The sequence below is a fragment of the Vibrio sp. 1641 genome (genome assembly GCF_033339995.1).
In the GTDB taxonomy this organism is placed as follows: domain Bacteria; phylum Pseudomonadota; class Gammaproteobacteria; order Enterobacterales; family Vibrionaceae; genus Vibrio; species Vibrio alginolyticus.
Genome location: NZ_JAWOVP010000001.1, coordinates 411,503 through 432,611, shown reverse-complemented (window position 1 = coordinate 432,611; position 21,109 = coordinate 411,503). Strand labels below are relative to the sequence as shown.

The following is a 21,109-nucleotide window of genomic DNA, read 5'->3' as shown; positions in this document are numbered from 1 at the left end:
TGGCGGAGCTTAATAACATCTGGATTCGTGAAAATCCAACGGGGTGATTACTCCTCGTCAGTAACCAGCAGAACAGAGGAAATGTTCGTTGACTCTAGTGGGTTCCAGTTGTAAACCTCACCATTAAATGAATCAAACACCATAACGTTTGAGCCATCACCGTTTGGTGTGTTACTCCAGATGTAACCAGCATAGTCACCCACCTCTAGCGTGTAGCCACTTGCGAATGCAGTGCCGTTCATCGCAGGGCTATGGCAAGCACGTTCTGTCAACGCGACTAACTCCTTAATGTTTGGTATGCGCCAATTCTTTTTGCCAGCGAAGTCATATAAAGCATGATTACCTGATTCATTGCGGATTTGCTCAGCGGTTGATAGCGCTAACTGCCATGACATCTTAGTCGCAGCGCCATCACAAGCTTCGTTTGCCGTATTCCACGTTGAACCAACAGGGCAACGCATCCATGTTAGACCTGTTTTCAGGTCAGTTACGGTACCGCTCTCAGAATATGTATAACGCGTGTTAGGTGCCGTTTTAGCAAAGTCAGTAGAACACTCTTGTGCAGCCATTACAGTTTGAGAAGCCAAAGCAAGAGATAGTACAGTTATTAATTTCTTCATCTTATTGGCCCTTTACTGCTACTAGACGGATTGGGAATTGGAATGACGTGCCTGTGTCACGCTCTACTTTGTCAGAATAAATTTCAACAAAGCTTACGTGGCCACGGTCAGCGCCCTTCGCTGCAATCACTGCAAATTGAAGTGCACCTTCGTAGTTAGCAGGAGAGTAATTATTAAATGTGAAATCACTTAGCCAAATAGCACCTGAATTAACGTCTGGGCTGCCTTTACCCTGTTGAGGGAAGTAAGCTGTCGTCATACCATAGACATTGCCGTCGGCGTCTTTCTCTGTCTCACCTAAGTCTAGAACATCGTAGAACTCTTGGTATGTTGGTAGGCGCCAGTCACTAATGCCACATAGTGATTGCTTGTTTATATGTTCAACATATTGGCTTGTTGAACAGATGCCATCAGCAGCATCCACACAACCAACGACTTCAAGATCTTCGTAATACGGCTTAAATGTTTCAGACTCAAACGCAAATAGGCGATCTTTAAATTGAACCGAGCTCGCATCCGCACTCTTGTTTTCCCAAACAAGACCAGTACGCTCGTCCATAGTACAAGCCCACTCAGTCGCATCTGCAGCTAAAGCTGCACCTTGTGAATCTAGCTTAACGAACTTAAAGCCAGCGCCTGTCGACGTTTGCTTGTCCTCTTTGTCGAAGCCGTATTCTGCATCTTGACCAGGGTAAGACGCTTGAACCTCAGCAACGTCTGCTGCTCCTTCAGCAAAATAAAGAACGGCGCCCGTATCGTTACTACCAACCGTTTGTTCAGCAACCGCTACAATTTCTTCAGCAAATGCACTTACTTCCGCTTCAGACAGAAGATCAGAGGCCAATGATTTACCCTGGAAGCTAAGGCTTTGAGCAAGCAGCGCTACGCCTTGGGTCATTTGTTGTGGCTGCATTGCAGCTAATAGTGCAACCGTGTTTTGCTCTAGCTTATCTAGCTCGCTGGCTTCTGCGTTAGACATTACCGTTCCAGACAGAGAAACACCGGCATCGGCGAGTTGCGCTTTCACAATCTCTTCAGCTTGAGCAACGGTTTTACCGTCAATTACAAGACCCGCGAGCAACGTTGTTACACCATTGACCGTGTTACCCGTTGCTAAATTTTGACCCGGAGCCGCAAGACGCAACGTTTGGCTTGAACCTTGATCAACTTGAGCAAGAATGGTACTGGTTAGTACGTTTTTGTCGCTTGAAGTCAGGCTAAATTTACCGGCATTATCCGTTTTAGCACTCGGTTCAGTGGAATCACAAACGTAGTTTTGGTTTAAATCGATACATACTGGCGTATCAAGAAGTGTACCTGCAGAAACGATGGTGCCAGCTACATCATAGGTCGGTGCCGACGTGTCACCACCAGAACCTCCGCCACAGCCAGCAAGGGCTAGTGACATAGCAACGAAAGAATATTGAAACTTCATAGATTTTATCTTCTTTTGATTTTAATTAACGAGAGCGAATCACTCTCACCATTGAAAGCAGGAAAAGTCCTAACAAGGTCCAAGGCGAACCACTGCCACCTGAACCACCGCCACTGCTTTCTTTAGTGGTATCAGCACTACACTGATACTGAGCAAAGTGACTCACACCCCACTCTTTCAACACCCCAGAGTTCCCTGACACGCGGTCAGACACTTCGAGACGCCAAGTACCCCAACTCGGTTGCCCGACAAGTGCTTGTAACTCCTCGTCATACTGAGCGGTGAAGTAACCTTTAAATCCTTTGGTATTGCTTGATTGATGGCTAAGTAGCACGACCGATTTACCTTGTGGAGACACAAGCGTCACTTGCAGATCTTGCAGTGAGTCATGTTCGATGTTCAGGTAAACCGCAAACGAATCATCAATCGTGCGTGACTTGTCCGATAGCGTCTGAGAGAACAGTCTGTCGCCCTGTTCCGGCAAAGCGGAGTTCACTGGTTGAGGCTGGATATCGAGCTCTGGCGTACCATTAACCAGCATCACCTTTTCACTCCACTGGTGAGTCTTTAGGCCTTCAGAAAATTGATAATCCAATGAAATAGAGGAATCGAATTGCGTGCCACATGTTAGACCGCTTGGTAACGCCACCTTCATTGAGGTCGAGTCAGAAAGCGTTTCATCAAAGTCGAAAACAGATGCGTTGTTTAGCTGCCATTGCCCTTTGATGCTCGCTTCACGGCCAGTTTGGCTCAGGCTCAAACCAACGTCTTGACCTTGTGCGATGTATCGAGCGTCATAGCGAACACGAAGAGGCGCTTTAAGTAAGTTGTGTCTGTTGAAGCTGTCCGTCAGGAATTGGGCGTAGTCTTTATTTGGGAACAAGGTGTTTGCGGCAAACACGGTCGACTCCGCCAGATCATGCATTTTCACGCCACGACCAATGCCGTACATGCCTTCAAGAACAATGGCGTCAAACTCGCGGAACACCCTATCGGTATCATCACCGTATCGTTCAACCGATGCTTTAAGCGCTTGAAACAGCGGCGTTGACCATAGCTCGTCACCTAGTTCACCGCCCACACTAACGTGCGCTGGGTACTCTGAGCTCTCGAAGTAACGTGCTCTTTGGTTCCATAAGCTACGAGTTGTTTTGCGTGTTCCGAACACACCGTCCCAGTTGAACACCGTATCTAACTCGAATTCTTGACCACGACGCGAAGCATCCAAATATTGAATGCGGTAGCTCGCGCTGCCCGCCCAGTAATCAGCAAAACCCTCTGCGATAGCACCAGTGTGACCGTACGCCCAATCCGGTACGATTTGGTAATGAATGCCATGCCCAAGCTCGTGTATCACGACATCAGCATCGACTGCATCCGGAGAAACACCACCGACACCCAGCATGAGTGCTTTCGGACCGTAATAGTAAGTAGAGTTATCTTTTGATAAACCGCGAGCGTCAAAACGAAGCGGTTCGTCAAACAAGTCGTAAGTCAGGCTTGTCAGATATTGGATCGAGCTATCAAGATGATAAAAAGCCATCAACTGTGGGAACGCATTGTCACCAAACTCGGTGCTTTGCATCTCATCAACACTGTCAAATGCTTGAACCCCTTCTGCGCTGAGAAAGTCCAACGTATCGAGTACAGGCGCTTCACCAGGTGCTGGGGCTGCAAATAAACCCGTCGCATCCACTTGCTTTAATCTTGGGTTAGAGAGATAGAACTTACCTCCCGACTTTAAAACCTCAATCGACTTGGTTACGTACTCGATCGGCTGAGGGTAATCAGACAGTGCTGACCACGTCGATTCTGGTGCTGCTTGCTGTTGCATGGTGCGAAGATCTGGGTTGAATAAAGAAACCTCAACATCAACCAGACTTCCAGAGCTCAAAGCCGGTGGCTCTTGTGCTTGCAGTTGGCGAGGCGATTCCAATTCCATTGCAACCGTTGGTTTACCGTTGCGAATGATCGTATCGTCAAGGCTCTTAAACACTCGCACAACGTGATGATTTTTATCGGTTGTTACTACGAGGGCACGCTGTGCTTGATATTCACCGTTAACCCAAACATCAAAATTGTAATGCTTGCCAAGCTGAGACTGGGTTTTGTAACGGAACTTAAACTCGCCCGCTTCTGAGTAGTGGCTGTCTAGATAAGTTTTCGCTTGCGCTTCATTGGTCACCACAGAATCCGTTGAGGGATAATCCCACTCTGCAGCCAGCGCCGCAGGGGTACATGCAATAAGCAGTGAAAACGCCAATGGTTTTAGCTTCATGATTTCGTCCTAGAATTCGTATTTTGCAGTCAGCGTGAAGTAGCGCCCTGGCTCAGTTGAGTAACGCTTACTTTCCTCAACGATACCCGCTACGTCTTGGTATCGGATGTATTCTTTGTCGAATAGGTTGATGATGTTTGCGCTAACACGAAGGTCTTTGGAAACGTGGTAAGTTGCGCCAATATCAAACGTATTCCACGCACTTGTCTGCGCGCAATCTGTCGCTAGACCAAGCGTGGTCTGGCATTTAGGAACGCGATCCATTGCCGCGGCCCAGTTCCAAGCCACGTAAGCATTGAAGTCTTGGTTGGCGTATTTCAGTTGAGCGTTACCTTCGAATGGCGTAATGCTTCGAACGTATTCACCTTCCGCGTCTTTGCCATCTACGTAACCAAACTTGGTGCTGATGTTCCATCGCTTAGTGATCGCGTAACCCGCAGAAAGCTCTGCACCATACGTCTCGACACCATCGAGGTTTTGGTATTGTTTAATGTAATTACCATTGCTTGAGTCAAAGCCCGTGGTCACAACGTCGATGAAGTTTTCAAACTTGTTGTAGAACAAAGACGCATAGACATACGCACGACCGTTATCGAACTTGTTACCGATTTCAAATGAGTCGGAAGTTTCAGCTTCTAGATCCATGTTTGGTGCAATGACAAACGGCGTGAGCGGCACAAAGTCGTGGCTTACGAAGCCATACGCTTTATCGTATTCCGGAGCACGGTAACCATGGTTATAAGATACATAAGCAATGTTGTTGGCAAATACCTCACGAGAAACCGACAAACTTGGAGATACCTCTGAGCTATCCATGTCTTTTAATGGGAAGCCGCCCACTTCACCCGCACCGTCTGGCGTGAGACGGTGCGCATCAAAGCGTAGGCCACCTGTGATGGTCCATTTATCCAGTTCCACCATGTCTCGAACATACAAGCCAATGTTATAAGCACGAGCAGGAGCGAAAGGTTGTTTGGTCGAAGGCGTTACCCCGTTCCAATCAATCTTGGAATCGCTATCTGTGCGCTCGTAATAGTCTGTAGAAAGCTCAACACCGTAAGCCAATTGGTGCTCAGCATTTGCTGCATAAATCGTATTGGTGAAATCGCCACGGAAGCCAATTGTTTCGTCAATGAAGGTTTTGTGTTCCAGCTCGCGACGCTTGGTGATCAAACCATTGTGATCCACTTGGCGCATTAAACGGTTGGTGTCTTCCACCACTTCGGTGTGACGCCAGTAAACTTTGGTATCCAACTCTTCGAACCAAGTTGGATTAATCGGAGTCACCTCTGCACCAATATAAGCGCTGTACTCTTCCGTGGTTTCATCCTCAGCAAAGTCTTCAATATGCCAAATTCCATCAGGTTGAATGGACGGTGAACCCTCCAAACGCTCTTGATTCTGGGTGTAGAGTTCCGCTTTGGCTTTCAACATCACCTCTTCATTGAAAAAGTGGTTGATCGTATAAGCACCGCTGTAACCATCGAGGTCGCGGTTATACAAATCTTCATCAAAGTTACGTGTCTCTTGTCCTTGCCAGTATGAAACGTTAAACAAACTCTCTGTATCACCGGAACGGAAAGCTAGATTACTCGTGCCTTTGTACTTGTTGCTGATATCGGTGTAAGTACCGGAAACATCGGTGTAGAAGTCTTTGTCTTTTAAGAAATCACCCGGCTGGCTGGATTCTAAAATCACCACACCGCCGATCGCGCCAGAGCCATGCACCGAAGAACTTGCCCCTTTAATGATTTGCAGCGATTCAAAATTGGATAAATCAAAAGTATCTCGCCCAACGGCATCATTAATGTCATTCGCACCGAAGCCATCCGCAGAACGAATGCCATCACGAACGATCATAATGCGGTTACCCGTCATACCACGGATGGTAATGTTTTGCGGACGTCCTGCACCGCCCGTCACGCTTACACCAGGTTCGTTACGCAGCACGTCATATAGCTCGGTCTCGCCTCTTTCTTCGATTTGCTCGTTTGTGATAACCGCGACACTACCTGCCACTTTTGACAATGGCTGATCGATTTTATTGGCGGTTACCACCACCTCTTCCATTGAGAAAACCTTAGATTCGGCGTGCACTTGACTGGCAGCAAGTACCGAAAGTACTGCCGCTGACACTGGGGTAAGCTTCATTTACTGCTCCGCTTTAGATGTTTTAATGAGTGATAGTAGAAATGCGTATTCTTTTGCTTGTTGTTCTTGCGCTTGTCGCGGGTCCATTTGGTGGCCCGAATTAAAATTAGTTTGCAACAAGTACGGCCCGTTGCGCTCACTTAACGCTGAAACTTTAGCGAGATACTTAGCGCCTTCCCAATATGGCACGCGCTGATCGATTAAACCGACTTGAACAAACATGGGTGGGTAAGCGTCTTTATGGATATTGAGAATCGGATCGTACGCCTTCATTAACGCCAATTGTTCAGGTTTGGTTGGGTTACCCCATTCGCCATACTGCTGTGTGGTAAGCGGAAGTGAGGTATCCGACATACTTGCAACCACATCAACAAAAGGCACTTTAAGTACGACACCTGAAAACAATTTAGGATCTTGATTAACCGCTCCGGCCACCAACGTGCCACCAGCACTAGAACCGATGGCGAAAACCTCTCTATTGCCACGTTCGAATGTTTGCAGCGCCTTCGCGGCCGCGACAAAATCACCAATAGAATTGGCTTTTCGCACACCACGGCCTTGCTCGTGCCATTCATCGCCAAAGTACCCACCGCCACGGACATGGGCGATAGCGTAAATCACACCTTGGTCGAGTAAACTGATAACCTGAGGCATAAAGTACGGTTTCATCGTAAAACCATACGCGCCGTAACCGTAAATCATCACAGGAGATTGTGGGTGCAATTTGTCTTTGCGATACGCCAAAGAGACCGGGACAGAAACGCCGTCGTGCTTAATAAAAATACGTTGGGATACATAACGCTGACTATCAAAGTCTTGGTAAGCATCTTGAGAGTACAAGGATTTATTCAGCGTTTTTACATCGAACTCTTCCCACTGAGGAGGCGTAGTCATCGACATGCTTCGGATACGAATCTTGTTTGATTCAAAATCGCCCAACGTGCTTAGCCAAGCGACATGACCATCGTGTTCCAATGGCAGTATCACTTTTTCCTGACCTTGGTAAGAATACACCGTCAAAGTCGACACATTGTTTGGCTTGCTAAGTGCCACAACTCCTGCATCATAAAGGTAGAACTGTTCAAGCGGCTCACGAGGATTGGTAAAGCGTTGCCATGTTGCGCCAAGCGGTGCGAGTTCGGCTTGGTAAAGGGCGAACTTTCCTTCCAGGTTGCTTTTAAGATAAATGTAACCTTTCGCCACATCCGCGTAATATTCAACACCCACTTCAGGCTTTCGCAATGAATCTGAGACAGTGCCCGTTTCTAGATCGACAAGCTTCTGCTCTGTTGTTGACTCGTTGTTGCTTTGCAGCACAGCATAACGGCTATCTGCCGCACGATAGAAAGAAAGTAACCAATCTGACTTGGGTTCATTCCACAGGACTGTTTTTGCCAAAGATTCAGTGGAGATACTTAAGATCTGATGAGGTCGCTGAGTGCGCTTTTCCTTTGCAACGAGGAATGCCACTTTTCCGTTAGGTGATAACAATACGCCACTATCGACGTGCGTCGCCAGTTCCGTAGATTGGCCGGAGAGTAAATCAACAACCACGGCGCGATATTGTTCGCTGCCGTCGATATCTTCCGTGAAAAGTAATGTGTCACCATTCACTTGCCATTGACCAAGTTGGTAGTACTGATGCGCAGATTGTCGTTCATCGAAATCGAACACCACGTTTTCTGGTGCATGTTGACTCGCACGGGATAACAGTAAGTAACGACCATCGCGACGCGTTAGCGTCCACTCTCTTCCACTCATGATCGACCATGGCTTATCACCTTTGTCTGCCACCATGGTACCCCACTGTGTGAGTAGGTTTTTTGTCAACGTCTGATAACTTTTTTGGTGCTGTTCAGTTTTGTGGTTTTGTTCTGTTAGGTAGGTAAGAACTCGTTCATCTTTACGAGCATCATCTCGAAGCCAGTTGAAATCATCAGCAGCAAAGCCAGAACTAGAGGTAATTATGAGCCCTAAAAAAACATGAGTAAATTTCATATAGAGAGCGAATTCATTTATAGGATTAATACAATGGCGCGTATTCTGCCCTTAAATAAAAATGAGATCAATTATCATTTTCATAATCATGTGAGGTTTTTATCTAGTGTGTGAGGAAAAACGTTTGCTTTGACCGAGGTAATAAAACTTAATAACTTCCTAAATTAGCGTTCTATGCTGTTTATATACAACCAGACAAATATAAAAACTGACAAACGAGTGAGTATGGAAAGAGGCTATTTCACCTAGCGACAGACATAAAAAATCCGAGTGCGAACACTCGGATTTTTAAGAACTAAAATCAATGGGAAACTACAGCAGCTTTTACTCTTCAGAGCTCGGTGCCGCTGGTTTTTTCTTAGGGATGAAGACATCATCACCCACAGATACGTTTTTGTAGAAGCTCTTGTCACGCTTAGCTGGTTTTTTCGCTGATTTTTTCGCTTGAGGGCGAGCTTTCTTTGCGGTCGCTTTCTTATTGCGGAAATCTGGTTTAGGTGGCTTAAGACCTTTAAACTTACCTTTCAAATCTTCGAACACTGAAAACTCAAGATCTTGTTGTAGGTATGCTTCTACACGTTTAAAGCTATCCCAGTCTTTTGGACCAACAAGAGAGATTGCATCCCCTTTGTTTCCAGCACGACCAGTACGACCAACTCGGTGTACGTATTCTTCGGTATGCTTTGGCATATCGAAGTTGATGACGTGTGTCACAGTTGCAATATCCAAACCGCGGGAAGCAACATCAGTCGTTACAAGGATCTTAAATACTGCGCGCTCAAACTGACTCATAATGGTGTTACGTTGAGTCTGGTTCAAGTTACCACTCAGTGCTACAGCCTTCAGTTTCTTTTCGTTTAGCTTTTCTGTTAGTCGCTCAGTATCATCACGCGTTGCCGTAAAGATAATAACTTGACGATATTCAGCCTCAGAAAGAACACGATCTAAAATCGCCTCTTTATGATCCAGATGATCACACAAGTAAAATTTTTGCGTAATATCTTTATGTTCTTCGTTAGAAACGCCGATAGCAATACGCTTTGGCGCATTGAGCATTTCAGCCGCGATTTCATTGACGTCTGCATGATCTAATGTCGCAGAGAACATCAACGTTTGACGGCGACGATGCTTGGCTGCTTTATGAATGCGACGAAGCTCTGGTGCAAAGCCCAAATCCAACATACGGTCTGCTTCGTCAAGAATCAGCGTTTCCAAACCATCCAGATAAAGCGAACGATGATCTAAGTGATCAGCCAAACGTCCTGGTGTCGCCACGATAAATTTCGGGTAACGACGCAGAGCTTTTACCTGATCGTTAAAGTTCTCACCACCCAAAATCAGTGCTGCTTCATAAGATAGGCCAGCTAGCATAGAACGAAGCTCACCATATACTTGTTTCGCTAACTCACGAGTAGGAGCAAGGATAACCGCGCGAGGGTCTTTCGCAGAAAACGATTTTGTCTTTAAAGACTTATGAAGCATTGGCAATACAAACGCCAAAGTCTTGCCCGAACCCGTTTTCGAAGATGCCAATAGATCCTTGCCTGCAATCGCAACAGGAATCGCCTGCTGCTGAATGTCAGTCGCTTTTTTAAAATCGTAGTGTTTTAGGTTCTTCAACAATCGGTTGTCTAGGCCTAGATCTTTAAATTGCAAAGTATTCTCCAATAAATCAGTCAGCGTCTGAGCGCTCTGTAGTGTCGTTTCCGCTCTAACGCAGCAAAAAAATAAAGCTCGGTATAATACCGCAAATCATAGGAGTATAGATAGAGATCACACAAACTAATTCCCTGTGGTGACGGTAAAACATCATTTGTGGCTCAGTTCAGAGTAAACCCTAGCCTTTTTGATGTGCATCTGAACGTGAAGTTCAGTGAAAGGCCTTTCAGATATGTCTTCTATTCTTCAACAAAACGACGTAAATAGCAGTTATTTGGGCCAATAAACTTTCATTTGTGTCAATATCGTCTAAATTATTGATATCAGGAACGTGGCAAATACACCTGCTATGAAAACTGTTGTGAGAGCGAGGGAGAAGATAGACTATTCACCTTTGTTAAGCTCAGGTAAAAGTTGACGTCAGGTACTCCATGAAATTCTTGGGTTTTTTTGACTTTTGCTACATCATGTACTGATAAAATGTAACCACATTTAACCTCGCTACTGTATAAAATAATAGTTGGTGGCGAGACTTTCACTATAAGCAAGGAGTTCTTATATGAACAAAACGTTGATCGCAGCTGCAGCAACTTCAGTACTTCTACTAGCCGGTTGTGCTTCTTCTGATGACGCAGCAACAGCAAATGCAGCAAAATTAGACGAACTAAGCAACCAAGTTAGCCAACTAAGTCAAGACGTACAAGCTCTTCAATCTGACGTTCAAAAATCAGGCGCAGCAGCAATGGCTGCTCAAGAAGAAGCTGAGCGTGCTAACGAGCGTATCGATAACATCGCTCAGTCTTACACTAAGTAAGATTTGATACCGCGTCTTAACGCCCGTTAAGGCGCGGTTATTTCGACAGGAACCCCATTCTGTGCAGCGATTGCTGCTTTAGCCTTTACGTTTTTCATACCGAATTCATCTAGCCACCACTTTAACTCTTTCGGCACTTTGAGTTCATCTTTCTCGCCATTACTACGAGTCAAAGGCTCATGTGCTTCTAAGAACACACTTCTGTCAGGTTCAAGTGTCATTTTGATAGGCTGATTAATGATGTTAACGTCTTCGCCGTTACGCACCTTGTCAAATAACCACTCAATGTCACTTGGGTCCATACGAATACAACCCGCGCTGACTCGCATACCAATCCCAAAGTCCTTGTTGGTACCATGAATTAGGTATTCGCCATTCCCGTAAGCTAAACGCAATGCAAACATACCAAGTGGATTATCAGGCCCCGCAGGAACAACGGCTGGTAGATCAATGCCCTTTGCTTTGTACTCGGCACGAATAGAGGCTGGAGGAGTCCATGTAGGGTTCGGTCGTTTTTGGCTGATACGCGTTGTCATTACTGGGGTATCGCGCCCTATTCGGCCAATTCCGACAGGAAATACATGGACAATATCCTCTCCTTTCGGAAAGTAATACAAGCGCAGCTCGGCTAGATTAATAACGATACCTTTATAAGGTACGTCTGGGAGGATTAGCTGTGTCGGAATAGTAAGAACATGCCCCTCTTCTGGTAAGAAGGGATCCACGCCTTTGTTTGCGGCCATTAAACCTAGCATACCCACATCGTAGAACTTAGCGATATTTGCCATGGTTTCGCCTTCTTGAACGACGTGGTTTTCAAGGCGACCAATTAAACGGCTTCCATCCTCTGGTAATTCGTACATCTTAGCGAATGATAGACCACTCACTAAAGATAACGACACAGATAGCAGGGTACGTTTTGCGAAACTCATTGATCGCTTTTTGCTAAGCATTTCACTCTATTCCTTGGCACTTTTAAAGAGCTGTAAGGTTATCTCTCTTTCTGTCTTGTGATCAACCATCGGCTTGTGATATTCCAGTAAAGAAAAGCCCTCCCAAGTCCAAGGTTTATGGATGTATTTGTTCGGTACACTTTTGATTTCTGGTACCCAGTGGCGCACAAATTCACCATTAGCATCGAACTTTTCGCCTTGGCTTATCGGGTTAAAAATACGAAAGTATGGCTGCCCGTCACAGCCCGTAGAAGCAGACCATTGCCAGCCACCATTGTTCGCTGCAAAATCGCCGTCCACCAGCTTACTCATGAAGTACGCTTCTCCCCATCGCCAATCAATATGTAAGTCCTTGGTAAGAAAGCTCGCGACAATCATACGTAATCGATTGTGCATCCAACCTGTTTGATTGAGCTGACGCATTGCTGCATCAACGATTGGGTATCCTGTTGTTCCTGTCTTCCATCGCTCAAAGGCTTTCTCATCATAGGACCACTGGATTTTATCCTCCCAATCGATAAATCCTTTGCCTTTGACGAGTTTTGGTTCGAAAACCAATAGGTGCTGATAAAACTCACGCCAAATGATCTCACTTAACCAAGTTGCTTTCCCTTCTGTAAGGTCATTTTGTTGATTTTCAGCATACAAACGAGCAATACACTGCCTTGGTGATAGCGCGCCAATCGCAAGGTATGGAGACAGTTGGCTAGTGCCATCAATAGCTGGAAAGTCTCGCTCGCTTTGATACGCGTCACTGCGCTCCCGTGCAAATTCCCTAAGCTGCTTCAAAATATCATTAGTCGAAGCCAGCCAGTCTTCACTGGATTCTCGAGGATAGCTAAATGTGAAGCTTGAATTAAATCGAGCCGACTCTAATTGTTCGAGTACCTTTTTATTGAGTGGCGCTTGCTCGTGAGGTTTTACTACCGTCGGCATATGGAACTGCGTTAACCAAGCACGCTTGAATGGCGTAAACACCTTAAAATATTCGCCTTGCTTATTAAGAACCGTCGTTGGCGCGTGCACACATTTGTCATGAAACAGTTCAAATTCGATATCGTGAGAAGCTAACGCTTCACTTACTTGTGTATCGAGCTCTCGTTCGTTCACCTCATAGTGAATGTTTGCCATGACAGACGTGGCTTCAAGTGTTTCCGCCCACCCACTAATCACATCTGTACAATCGGAAAACGACGGTACCTCTTTGTACAAAAAGGGAATATTAAGGCTTTCAAGCTCCTCGTTAAGACAAGCTAAGCGACGAGCAATGAGGTCTGCCTGCATCGGCGCCATGTGATGCTCCCGCCACTGCTCTGGCGTCGCGATAAAGCAAGCGACGACAGGCTGACCTGAATCCAATGCCGCTTTGAGTGCCGTGTGGTCTAACGTACGTAAGTCACGTCGAAACCATACTAAAATCATGGTAGCTCCTATCTTTTGTCTACTAAGTTAGGTGTAATTTCTCTATCACTTCAGAGCACCCCATCCGATCACCTAACTGTGCGTGAAGCATTTTGATGGACGCTACTTGTTTAGCAGCTAGCGCTTTGTTGGAGAAAAGGTAGATAAACGAACCATTTTCAACGACCTCGTGATCTAGTAGACCAGAAACATCATCAACCTTATCGATCAAAGTCGTGTGATACCCTTGTTCGCAAAGCTTCGCTGCTTGAATCCAACTCTCAGACTCTCTGTTTTGTTCAAAGCTAATGAGCAGACACTTTCCTTTGGAAGCGGCTTTGTTTTCAGAATCGATAACAAGGGCAAGTCGAGTGATCAAACAAGTCTGAAATAACCCTACTTGTAAAGATCGCAGCGATCCTTTCACCATGCCTAGCGCATCAAATACTGGGCTAATAAACTGATCAATAACGAGTTTTAGTGGATACTCTTTAAGAACAGAGGCAAGTAAACTCTCTGCTTTTCCTCGATTCAGGGTAGACAGCGCAAGCAGCATGTTTTCAACTTCTTCGAGTGTGCGAACCTCGTTTTTGACTTCGACATCGGCGCTTTTTCCTAGCAGCCCCTTCACTTTACCAATCGAAATCCCCTTCGCGAGCCAGCTCTGGACTTCGCGAATCGTATCGAGATCTTGCTGGCGATAAAGTCTGTGTCCTTTTTCAGTTCGCTGAGGTTGGATCAAGTTGTATCTTCGTTGCCAAGCTCTCAGCGTAACTGGTTTTACACCCGTGATTTCTGCGACATCTCGGATCGCGTATAGTTTTTCTTCTGAACTACAAACCATAGCGTAATCTCATCTCCTGCGGATACGGTTCTAAAAACTTCTGTTTTGCTAAATACTCGTCTGGGTAAGTATTTAAGTAATGCTTAATCAATGTAAGTGGTGCTAGCAGAGGCAGCATTCCGATACGGTAGTCGTGAATCACTGTCGCTAACTCTTCTTTTTCTTCTTTAGTTAGTGAGCGTTTGAAGTACCCTTGTAAATGCATCAACACATTTGTGTTGTTTTTGCGGCTAGCCCGATTCGTTAACGCCTTCATAAGTCCTAAACGATACTCTTGGTAAAAGTCTTCAATTTCATAATTAGCGACATCAGCGACTAAGCGGCCAAGGGAGCGGTATGACTCTGGGTGGTGTGCCATTAACGTCAGTTTGTAGCGCGAATGAAAGTCGATGATTTTGCCACGAGTAGGCTCACCATCCATCGAGCCGTAAAAGTCATTTAGACAAAATACTCGAGTAATAAAATTTTCTTTCAATACAGGGTCGTTAAGTCTGCCATCCTCTTCAACAGGCAACCAAGGCATTTTTTGCATCAATGTTTGTGTATACAAGCCAACACCTTCTTTCGCAGCACTGTTCTTGCTGTAAACCTTGACTCGCTCCATGCCACAAGTTGGTGACTTGGCACAAACGATGTAACCACAAAGCTGCTCGCTTTGAAGTTCATCTACTTTATTGGCCGAGTAAGTGAGCATATTGTCGGTATGATCATTTTCTGGATTTTTGGTTTCAACCAATGCAACACGCTCTTCATTAGAAACAAGACGAATTGTTGGACGGGGTACTGGCATACCTACGCCGACTTCAGGGCATACCGAAACAAAGTCAAAATACGGGCTGAGCTCTTTAGTCACAAAGTTGCTCACCTTATGACCAGAGTCAAAACGCACTCGTTCACCCAAAACACACGAACTGATACCTACTTTGATTGAAGATTCCATGATGACGCATCCCTATACAAAAAGTTTTGTTGTATAACTTATAGCAAGCCTTTCCAGATTGTACAAGAAAATAAGTTGTACAATTTAATCGTTTTACTTCACTCGAAAGTATTTCGATCAACCAGCTGTCAGAAAAAAGTTTGGCCCAAAAACAAAGAATTTGTGCGCGCAATCGACAAACTGCTCAAAAGCAAATCGATTGCTCTTTTGATTTCAACAGATTTAGTTATCAATAGGGGTTGCAGTTTCTAAATGCGTGGTTTTTGTGACTAAGCTCTCAAGGGGCCACTGTACGTCCCGATATTATTGCCTCAACGAAAACGAACAAGTTCAACAGAATTGGTAATAGCGTTCTATAATAGAGGCGTTTTATCAAAACAAAACTTTGGAGAGCACTTATGGCAACCCCACACATTAACGCACAACCAGGTGATTTCGCTGAAACAGTTCTAATGCCAGGCGACCCGTTGCGCGCTAAATACATCGCTGAAACGTTCCTAGAAGATGTGAAACAAGTTTGTGACGTTCGCAACATGTTCGGCTTTACTGGCACTTACAAAGGCAAAAAAGTTTCTGTAATGGGCCACGGCATGGGTATCCCGTCTTGCTGTATCTACGTACACGAGCTAATCGCTGAATACGGCGTGAAAAACGTTATCCGTGTGGGTAGCTGTGGTGCAGTACGTGACGACGTGAAACTAATGGACGTTGTTATCGGTATGGGTGCTTCTACAGACTCTAAAGTTAACCGTATCCGTTTCAACAACCACGATTTCGCAGCAATCGCTGATTACGGTCTTCTAGAAGAAGCAGTTAACCAAGCGCGCGCTCAGGAAGTGCCTGTAAAAGTAGGTAACGTATTCTCTGCTGACCTGTTCTACACACCAGAAGCAGACATCTTCGAGAAGATGGAAAAACTAGGCATCCTAGGTGTAGACATGGAAGCGGCTGGTATCTACGGCGTAGCAGCTGACCTAGGCGCGAAAGCACTGACTATCCTGACAGTTTCTGACCACATCATCCGTGGTGAAAAACTAAGCTCAGAAGAGCGTCAGAAGTCGTTCAACGACATGATGAAAGTTGCACTAGAAACTGCAATCAACATCTAAGAACAAATAGTAAGTAATAATTTGCAGCCAGAGTTATGCTGGCTGCCCGAATTATCCCGAGGGGGCGATTGTGTCTAACGGCGAACTGCCAAAAGACGCAGATGGGTTACAACTCAACTTTTGTAAAACATTGGCGTGTGACAACTTTGGATTGAGTGATGCAAAGCGTTACGTTCTGCAACATGCGAACCCTAAGCGTCCGGCGATGGTATGCCGTGAATGTGGAGCTTTCCCCCCCTTACTTAATAATCGCGATGTCGTGAACGAACTTCATCGCCTGCGGCACGTCCACAGTGACGGGTTGCCTGCTTGCCGTAATGATGATTGCGACAACTTTGGACTCTCTGTCCACACTCACAAACACCTCTATCACGCTTTCGGTTACAGTGGCGATCGCCAACGTTACCGCTGTAAAGTGTGTCAAAGTACCTTTGTCGACAAGTGGTCTGGTGCCAACAAGAAGCTTCAATTTCAAGAGAACTTGATGGGTTTATTGTTTACGGGATATTCCGTACGAGAAATCTGCCGTAAGCTTAGTATTAACCCAAAAACCTTTTACGATCATGTTGACCACATAGCTAGCCGCTGCCGCCGCAAGCTGGCAACCATTGATGCGCGCTGGGTAAACCACGCAACGCATTATGAATTGGCCTCAAACTATATTGCATTGCAACCGAACAGCAATAATGGTGTGTATTGGATTGTTTCTGGCGAAGCGCATTCTGGCTATATTCTTTGCCAGCACGTCAATTATTCCGCTGATGAAGAGCCAATCGCAACGCTCGATCATAATCCTTACGATGAGGTGTCTCGTTTTGTTTCCCAGGAGTATGTAGCGGAAGCAAGTGAGCCGCTTGCGGAACCTTCTTATCACCTCAGAGAGCGAATTGACCAAAAATACCAAACAATTTTGGCTCGCGGTAACGTAGAAGACCCTCTTGGTAATCTATCTGTATTTCATTACCCTTCAAAAGGGGCATTAGTCCGTCCGCCATACACCTCGTATGCACACTATTTGCACGTACTTGATATGTGCTGCCCAAACAAACGTGTATCTCTATACATGCCTCAAGATCCCCTACTACGTTCAGCTGCACTGAGCGTTTGTTTACCTCGTATTAAAGAGAAAAGTGTCGACTTGATGTACGTAGAAGAGGACGCTAGTTGGGACATGAGCACTCCCTTTGGCAAAGTCGATATCGCCTATATGAGTTGGTGGCGCGATCGTTGGGCAATCTCTAGTCAAAACGAAAACCACAAAGGCATTTGCTACCTCGCTGGCGATCAAAATGAGCCGGAAAAATGGTTTAACGTTGCGACAACTCGTCATGTGAAGTTTTATCAAAACCGCTTTCAGATTCTTTTCGAAAGCTTCATTAACGAGCCACGTCGCAAATTACGACCTGCTGGTATTTTACCTCTTTTAGATATATTCAGAGCTTGGCATAATTTGTGCTATCAGGATAAACAAGGTCTTACCGCTGCACAAAGGTTAGAAGTCTCTGATGCACCTTTGACAATCAAACAGCTCCTATCGTAGCTATTCTATTGGTAATTTAGATGTAGTAATTAGGGGTTGTAACGGTATACATTACGGCCCCTGATCGTTTACCAAAACGTTATCCGCATCGCTTTGGTAAAGAAACATGCATCTAACCACTTAATATTAGGTGTGATTTCCAGTTCGATAGTCATGGATGTGAACGTTGGATAAAAACCAAATTCAGCTAGAAGATGATCTCACTAAGCTTAAAGGCCAAATAAAATCGGCCCCTAAACATACCTTTAATATTGCGCAGCAATATCGTATCCGCGCGGAACAAATTTTATTTGTGGACGGAGAGATCAAAGCCTTACTCATCATGGCGCAATGCTGTTGGTGCCTAATGGATTACCGACAAGGCTTAAAACTCGTCAAAGACGCTTACAGCAAACAAACACAGCGTGAAACCGACGATCATCTCCCGGAAATTCTCCATCTTTTTGCACTCCAATATTGGGGCCAAGCAAAGTATTATTCCGCGCAACAATATTGGATTAATGCGCTCGAACAATCTGCTCTTGTTGATGATGTTGAAATTCAAATCGAATCTCTAATTGGGCTTGGTAATGTATGGCGCATCACTAATGAACACCAACTTGCCGCTTCAACTCATGAGTTAGCCGTTAAAGTGGCAAACAATGTTCGTATTGCTTGGTTAGAAGGCAAAGCGCGCATCCTATTAGCTTGGGACTATTACTTACTAAATAAGTTTGTCGAGATGCTTACGGTACTAGATGGAGCAACCGAAGTATTAAAAGATCATGATGACAGTACGTGGCAAGCCGAGATCTGGGACTTTAAAGGGTTAGCACTGCTTGGACTAGAACGCCTTGATGCGGCCGAAGAAGCCACCCAAAAAGCCCACCAGCTTGCCATTGAGCATGACCTCGTTTGGATGAAAGCACACTCTTTTATTAGCCGAGCAAGACTTGAGCTTTTGCGCCAAAATACAGACAGCGCTGCCAAGTTGCTACTTGCAGCAGAAGAATCTGCACTCAGTTTCGACCACGGTGAGCTACTCAGCCAAATTTGCTTCCAACAATCACGAGTCGCTGAAGAACAAGGTGACTTTGAGTCTGCGTTTAACGCGTTCAAGAAATACCGTAAGCACGCACTCAAAATGCTCAAAGAACAAACTCATCGAATCAGCATGGATAAAGCAAGAGGCTCTAAACGCCAACTAGAGCAGCGAGCACGTAAGCTGATCAATCATATTCGCTCTCAACACGAATACGACCCTGAAAAACAGTTCTCTAATGTCGTTTCTGAGACCTACTGGTGGGAACAGTTAGTTTTGTTTAAAACGGAGCTCAAACGCTCTAACCACGCCATCATTATGATTCAGCATTCAAACCCCGAAGTTCTCGATGTTTGTACCGAGCTCGTTCATGCATTGACAACCTCCAGCGACCTCATCTCGAGAATTTCCAGTAACAGGCTAGCAATGTTAATTGCAGAAAAAGGTCAAGCAGCAGAAGAGGTCTACCGCACTGTCCAAGCGATGTTAGACATCTATCCATGGAAGCGACGCGGAATCAAAGGCCCTAAACCGATACTGTATTTGCAAGATATCCTGACCTTCCCATTCACGTTAGAACAGCTCGAAGAAAGTTATATTGAGGTAATGAAGAATGGAACAACTGCTTAGCAAGGTGACTGACGCAGGTATCGATCCTTCTTCCGTTTCAGGTGAAGAAGCGATTACGCTATGGGAACACATAGGGTTACATATTGCGTCAACAAACCGAGAGAAAGCGCATTGCTATATCATTAGCGCCGAGTATCGAAGAGAGATCAAACAGCTCAACGACAGCATTAGTGAATTGAAACAAGCGCTTGAGTTGCTTGTTTTACCAGAGGATGTAGAAGATATTCTTTCTGTGAAAGCAAGCTTGAGTGAGCGTTTAGTTGAAGTAGGTGACTACAATGCGGCATTAACCGAGTATGTTGCTTCAACCAATATCGCCGTCGAGTACGGCTATATTGATGAGTACGTATTGGCCATTATTGGAATGGGTAATTTGTGCGATGCCTATGGGGATCACCAACGTGCATTACGTTATTATCAAAAAATAGATGCTATCGATCACGCTATTGGCAGTCGATCCCTACGCCTTCGTTACAAGCTGTACATGCTTGCATGTTATATCAGCTTAAACCGTACCGCAGACGCCAAAGAACTATTGAGTGAATGTGAAGAACTGAGCATTCTCGTCAGTGATAAAAACCTCGCCGCACAAATTCACCTCTACCGAGCCAAATTACATCGTCTGCAAGAAGACTACCCCAATGCGTTGCTGGCTATTTCGAATGTTCAGTATACAACGGGTAGTGCCACGACATACTGGTTATCCACGATGGTCAAAATTGAGACTGCGTATTGTCTAAACGGTGTAGGGCACACTTCTTTAGCTAATTTAACGTTGGACTCCATCAGTAAAAGGATTCAAAAGCAGCTATCTCCTATCGTTACTCAGCATTTTTATAACGCGATGAGTCAAGTTTACGCCTCTCAAGGGTTGTATCAAGAAGCATTAAATTGTGAAAAAAAAGCGCATAGAATCGAATCTGATCTTGTAAAACATATTCCGATCGGTGAGTTAGGGTCTGCTCAACTACGCCGACTTTCACGCTTTGAGTTACAACTCAAACTCATTTTGTCAGAGCTAGAAAACAAAGAACTAAAAGAAACCACCAAGCAGCATAAAAATACTGTTGCTCAGCTACAGCAGGACGTCTTTACCGATCCACTTACGTCTTTACACAACCGACGCTGGTTAGAAGTTAAACTAAAAGATCTACTTCTGCACGATACTGCATTTGCATTGATGGTCATCGATATCGATCACTTCAAATCCATCAATGACGAACTAAGCCACTTGGTTGGCGACAAAGCGATCAAAAGTGTGTCACAGGAACTGGCGTCCTACTTCAGATTTAAAGGCGCATCGTGCGTACGATTTGGTGGTGAAGAGTTCCTCGTGATCCTTGAGAATACCCAACTGGAACGAGCAGAAATGCATGCCGAGAATTATCGTGAACGGATTTATCAATATGGTTGGGACGATATTCTTGGTGAACGGGGGCTGACCGTATCCATAGGGATTACCTTGCATCGAGAAGGCGAGAATACTCAGCGAACTTTTTATCGTGCAGACAAAGCTCTTTATCGCGCCAAAGCCAATGGCAGAAACCAAGTCTGTACCGAACTTTAAACCATGCCCCGGTTGACATCTGGGGCTTTAGTATACTTTTTACTTATCCTTCCTATATCACTTCACTGCTTGTTTAAATAAGTACTCAGCAACACCTTAACTGTCAATAAACATCAGTGGATACTTACATCGCATAAACATAATTCCTA

At 45.2% G+C, this 21,109-nt stretch carries 15 protein-coding genes; 5 read left to right on the top strand and 10 right to left on the bottom strand.

Going from position 1 to position 21,109, the window contains the following annotated elements; translation table 11 throughout:
* Nucleotides 1-47 precede the first annotated feature (47 nt).
* From R7Z47_RS01945 to R7Z47_RS01920, 6 genes are all read right to left on the bottom strand, one after another.
* The gene (locus R7Z47_RS01945) at nucleotides 48-620 is read right to left on the bottom strand and encodes a DUF1566 domain-containing protein (RefSeq protein ID WP_017820503.1); all 573 of its coding nucleotides are present in this window, start codon (nucleotides 618-620) and stop codon (nucleotides 48-50) included.
* 1 nt (nucleotide 621) lies between these two features.
* Nucleotides 622-2,055 (bottom strand): DUF1566 domain-containing protein, encoded by a 1,434-nt coding sequence (locus tag R7Z47_RS01940; protein ID WP_262606610.1) that lies wholly within the window; start codon nucleotides 2,053-2,055, stop codon nucleotides 622-624.
* Nucleotides 2,056-2,080: 25 nt separating this feature from the next.
* Nucleotides 2,081-4,333 (bottom strand): proprotein convertase P-domain-containing protein, encoded by a 2,253-nt coding sequence (locus R7Z47_RS01935; protein WP_262606611.1) that lies wholly within the window; start codon nucleotides 4,331-4,333, stop codon nucleotides 2,081-2,083.
* A 9-nt stretch (nucleotides 4,334-4,342) separates the two neighbouring features.
* Nucleotides 4,343-6,484 carry a TonB-dependent hemoglobin/transferrin/lactoferrin family receptor gene (locus tag R7Z47_RS01930; RefSeq protein WP_262606612.1) on the bottom strand — a complete coding sequence of 714 codons (2,142 nt, stop codon included), beginning with the start codon at nucleotides 6,482-6,484 and terminating at the stop codon, nucleotides 4,343-4,345.
* Nucleotides 6,485-8,482, bottom strand: a complete 1,998-nt coding sequence (locus R7Z47_RS01925; RefSeq protein WP_258666601.1) for a prolyl oligopeptidase family serine peptidase — start codon at nucleotides 8,480-8,482, stop codon at nucleotides 6,485-6,487.
* A 324-nt stretch (nucleotides 8,483-8,806) separates the two neighbouring features.
* Nucleotides 8,807-10,150 (bottom strand): DEAD/DEAH box helicase, encoded by a 1,344-nt coding sequence (locus tag R7Z47_RS01920; protein WP_005383932.1) that lies wholly within the window; start codon nucleotides 10,148-10,150, stop codon nucleotides 8,807-8,809.
* A 550-nt stretch (nucleotides 10,151-10,700) separates the two neighbouring features.
* Between R7Z47_RS01920 and R7Z47_RS01915 the strand changes: the two genes are divergently transcribed.
* Entirely contained in the window at nucleotides 10,701-10,955 is a 255-nt protein-coding gene (locus R7Z47_RS01915) for an Lpp/OprI family alanine-zipper lipoprotein (RefSeq protein ID WP_005375145.1), read from the top strand.
* A 26-nt stretch (nucleotides 10,956-10,981) separates the two neighbouring features.
* On the opposite strand, the gene R7Z47_RS01910 is transcribed toward R7Z47_RS01915, so the two are convergent.
* Genes R7Z47_RS01910 through R7Z47_RS01895 form a run of 4 tightly spaced genes read right to left on the bottom strand, consistent with a single transcriptional unit; the run spans nucleotide 10,982 to nucleotide 15,093 of the window.
* On the bottom strand, nucleotides 10,982-11,908 hold the full coding sequence (locus tag R7Z47_RS01910) for a L,D-transpeptidase family protein (RefSeq protein WP_206953473.1): 927 nt from the start codon (nucleotides 11,906-11,908) through the stop codon (nucleotides 10,982-10,984).
* Nucleotides 11,909-11,914: 6 nt separating this feature from the next.
* Nucleotides 11,915-13,330, bottom strand: a complete 1,416-nt coding sequence (gene phrB, locus R7Z47_RS01905) for a deoxyribodipyrimidine photo-lyase (RefSeq protein WP_005383934.1) — start codon at nucleotides 13,328-13,330, stop codon at nucleotides 11,915-11,917.
* 22 nt (nucleotides 13,331-13,352) lie between these two features.
* Nucleotides 13,353-14,153: a MerR family transcriptional regulator gene (locus R7Z47_RS01900; RefSeq protein ID WP_262606613.1), complete on the bottom strand. Its 801-nt coding sequence runs from the start codon at nucleotides 14,151-14,153 to the stop codon at nucleotides 13,353-13,355.
* On the bottom strand, nucleotides 14,143-15,093 hold the full coding sequence (locus R7Z47_RS01895; RefSeq protein ID WP_053350049.1) for a YbgA family protein: 951 nt from the start codon (nucleotides 15,091-15,093) through the stop codon (nucleotides 14,143-14,145). The genes R7Z47_RS01900 and R7Z47_RS01895 overlap by 11 nt, the downstream gene beginning before the upstream one ends.
* A gap of 398 nt (nucleotides 15,094-15,491) precedes the next feature.
* Here R7Z47_RS01895 and deoD point away from each other — a divergent pair, with 398 nt between their 5' ends.
* From deoD to R7Z47_RS01875, 4 genes are all read left to right on the top strand, one after another.
* Nucleotides 15,492-16,202 (top strand): purine-nucleoside phosphorylase, encoded by a 711-nt coding sequence (deoD, locus tag R7Z47_RS01890; RefSeq protein WP_005375140.1) that lies wholly within the window; start codon nucleotides 15,492-15,494, stop codon nucleotides 16,200-16,202.
* Between the two features lie 70 nt (nucleotides 16,203-16,272).
* Nucleotides 16,273-17,742 (top strand): hypothetical protein, encoded by a 1,470-nt coding sequence (locus R7Z47_RS01885; protein ID WP_005375138.1) that lies wholly within the window; start codon nucleotides 16,273-16,275, stop codon nucleotides 17,740-17,742.
* A gap of 166 nt (nucleotides 17,743-17,908) precedes the next feature.
* Complete coding sequence (locus tag R7Z47_RS01880) at nucleotides 17,909-19,393, top strand: hypothetical protein (RefSeq protein WP_262606614.1); 1,485 nt, start codon at nucleotides 17,909-17,911, stop codon at nucleotides 19,391-19,393.
* Nucleotides 19,377-20,960, top strand: coding sequence for a GGDEF domain-containing protein (locus R7Z47_RS01875; protein WP_053307917.1), 1,584 nt, complete (start codon nucleotides 19,377-19,379; stop codon nucleotides 20,958-20,960). The genes R7Z47_RS01880 and R7Z47_RS01875 overlap by 17 nt, the downstream gene beginning before the upstream one ends.
* Nucleotides 20,961-21,109 lie beyond the last annotated feature (149 nt).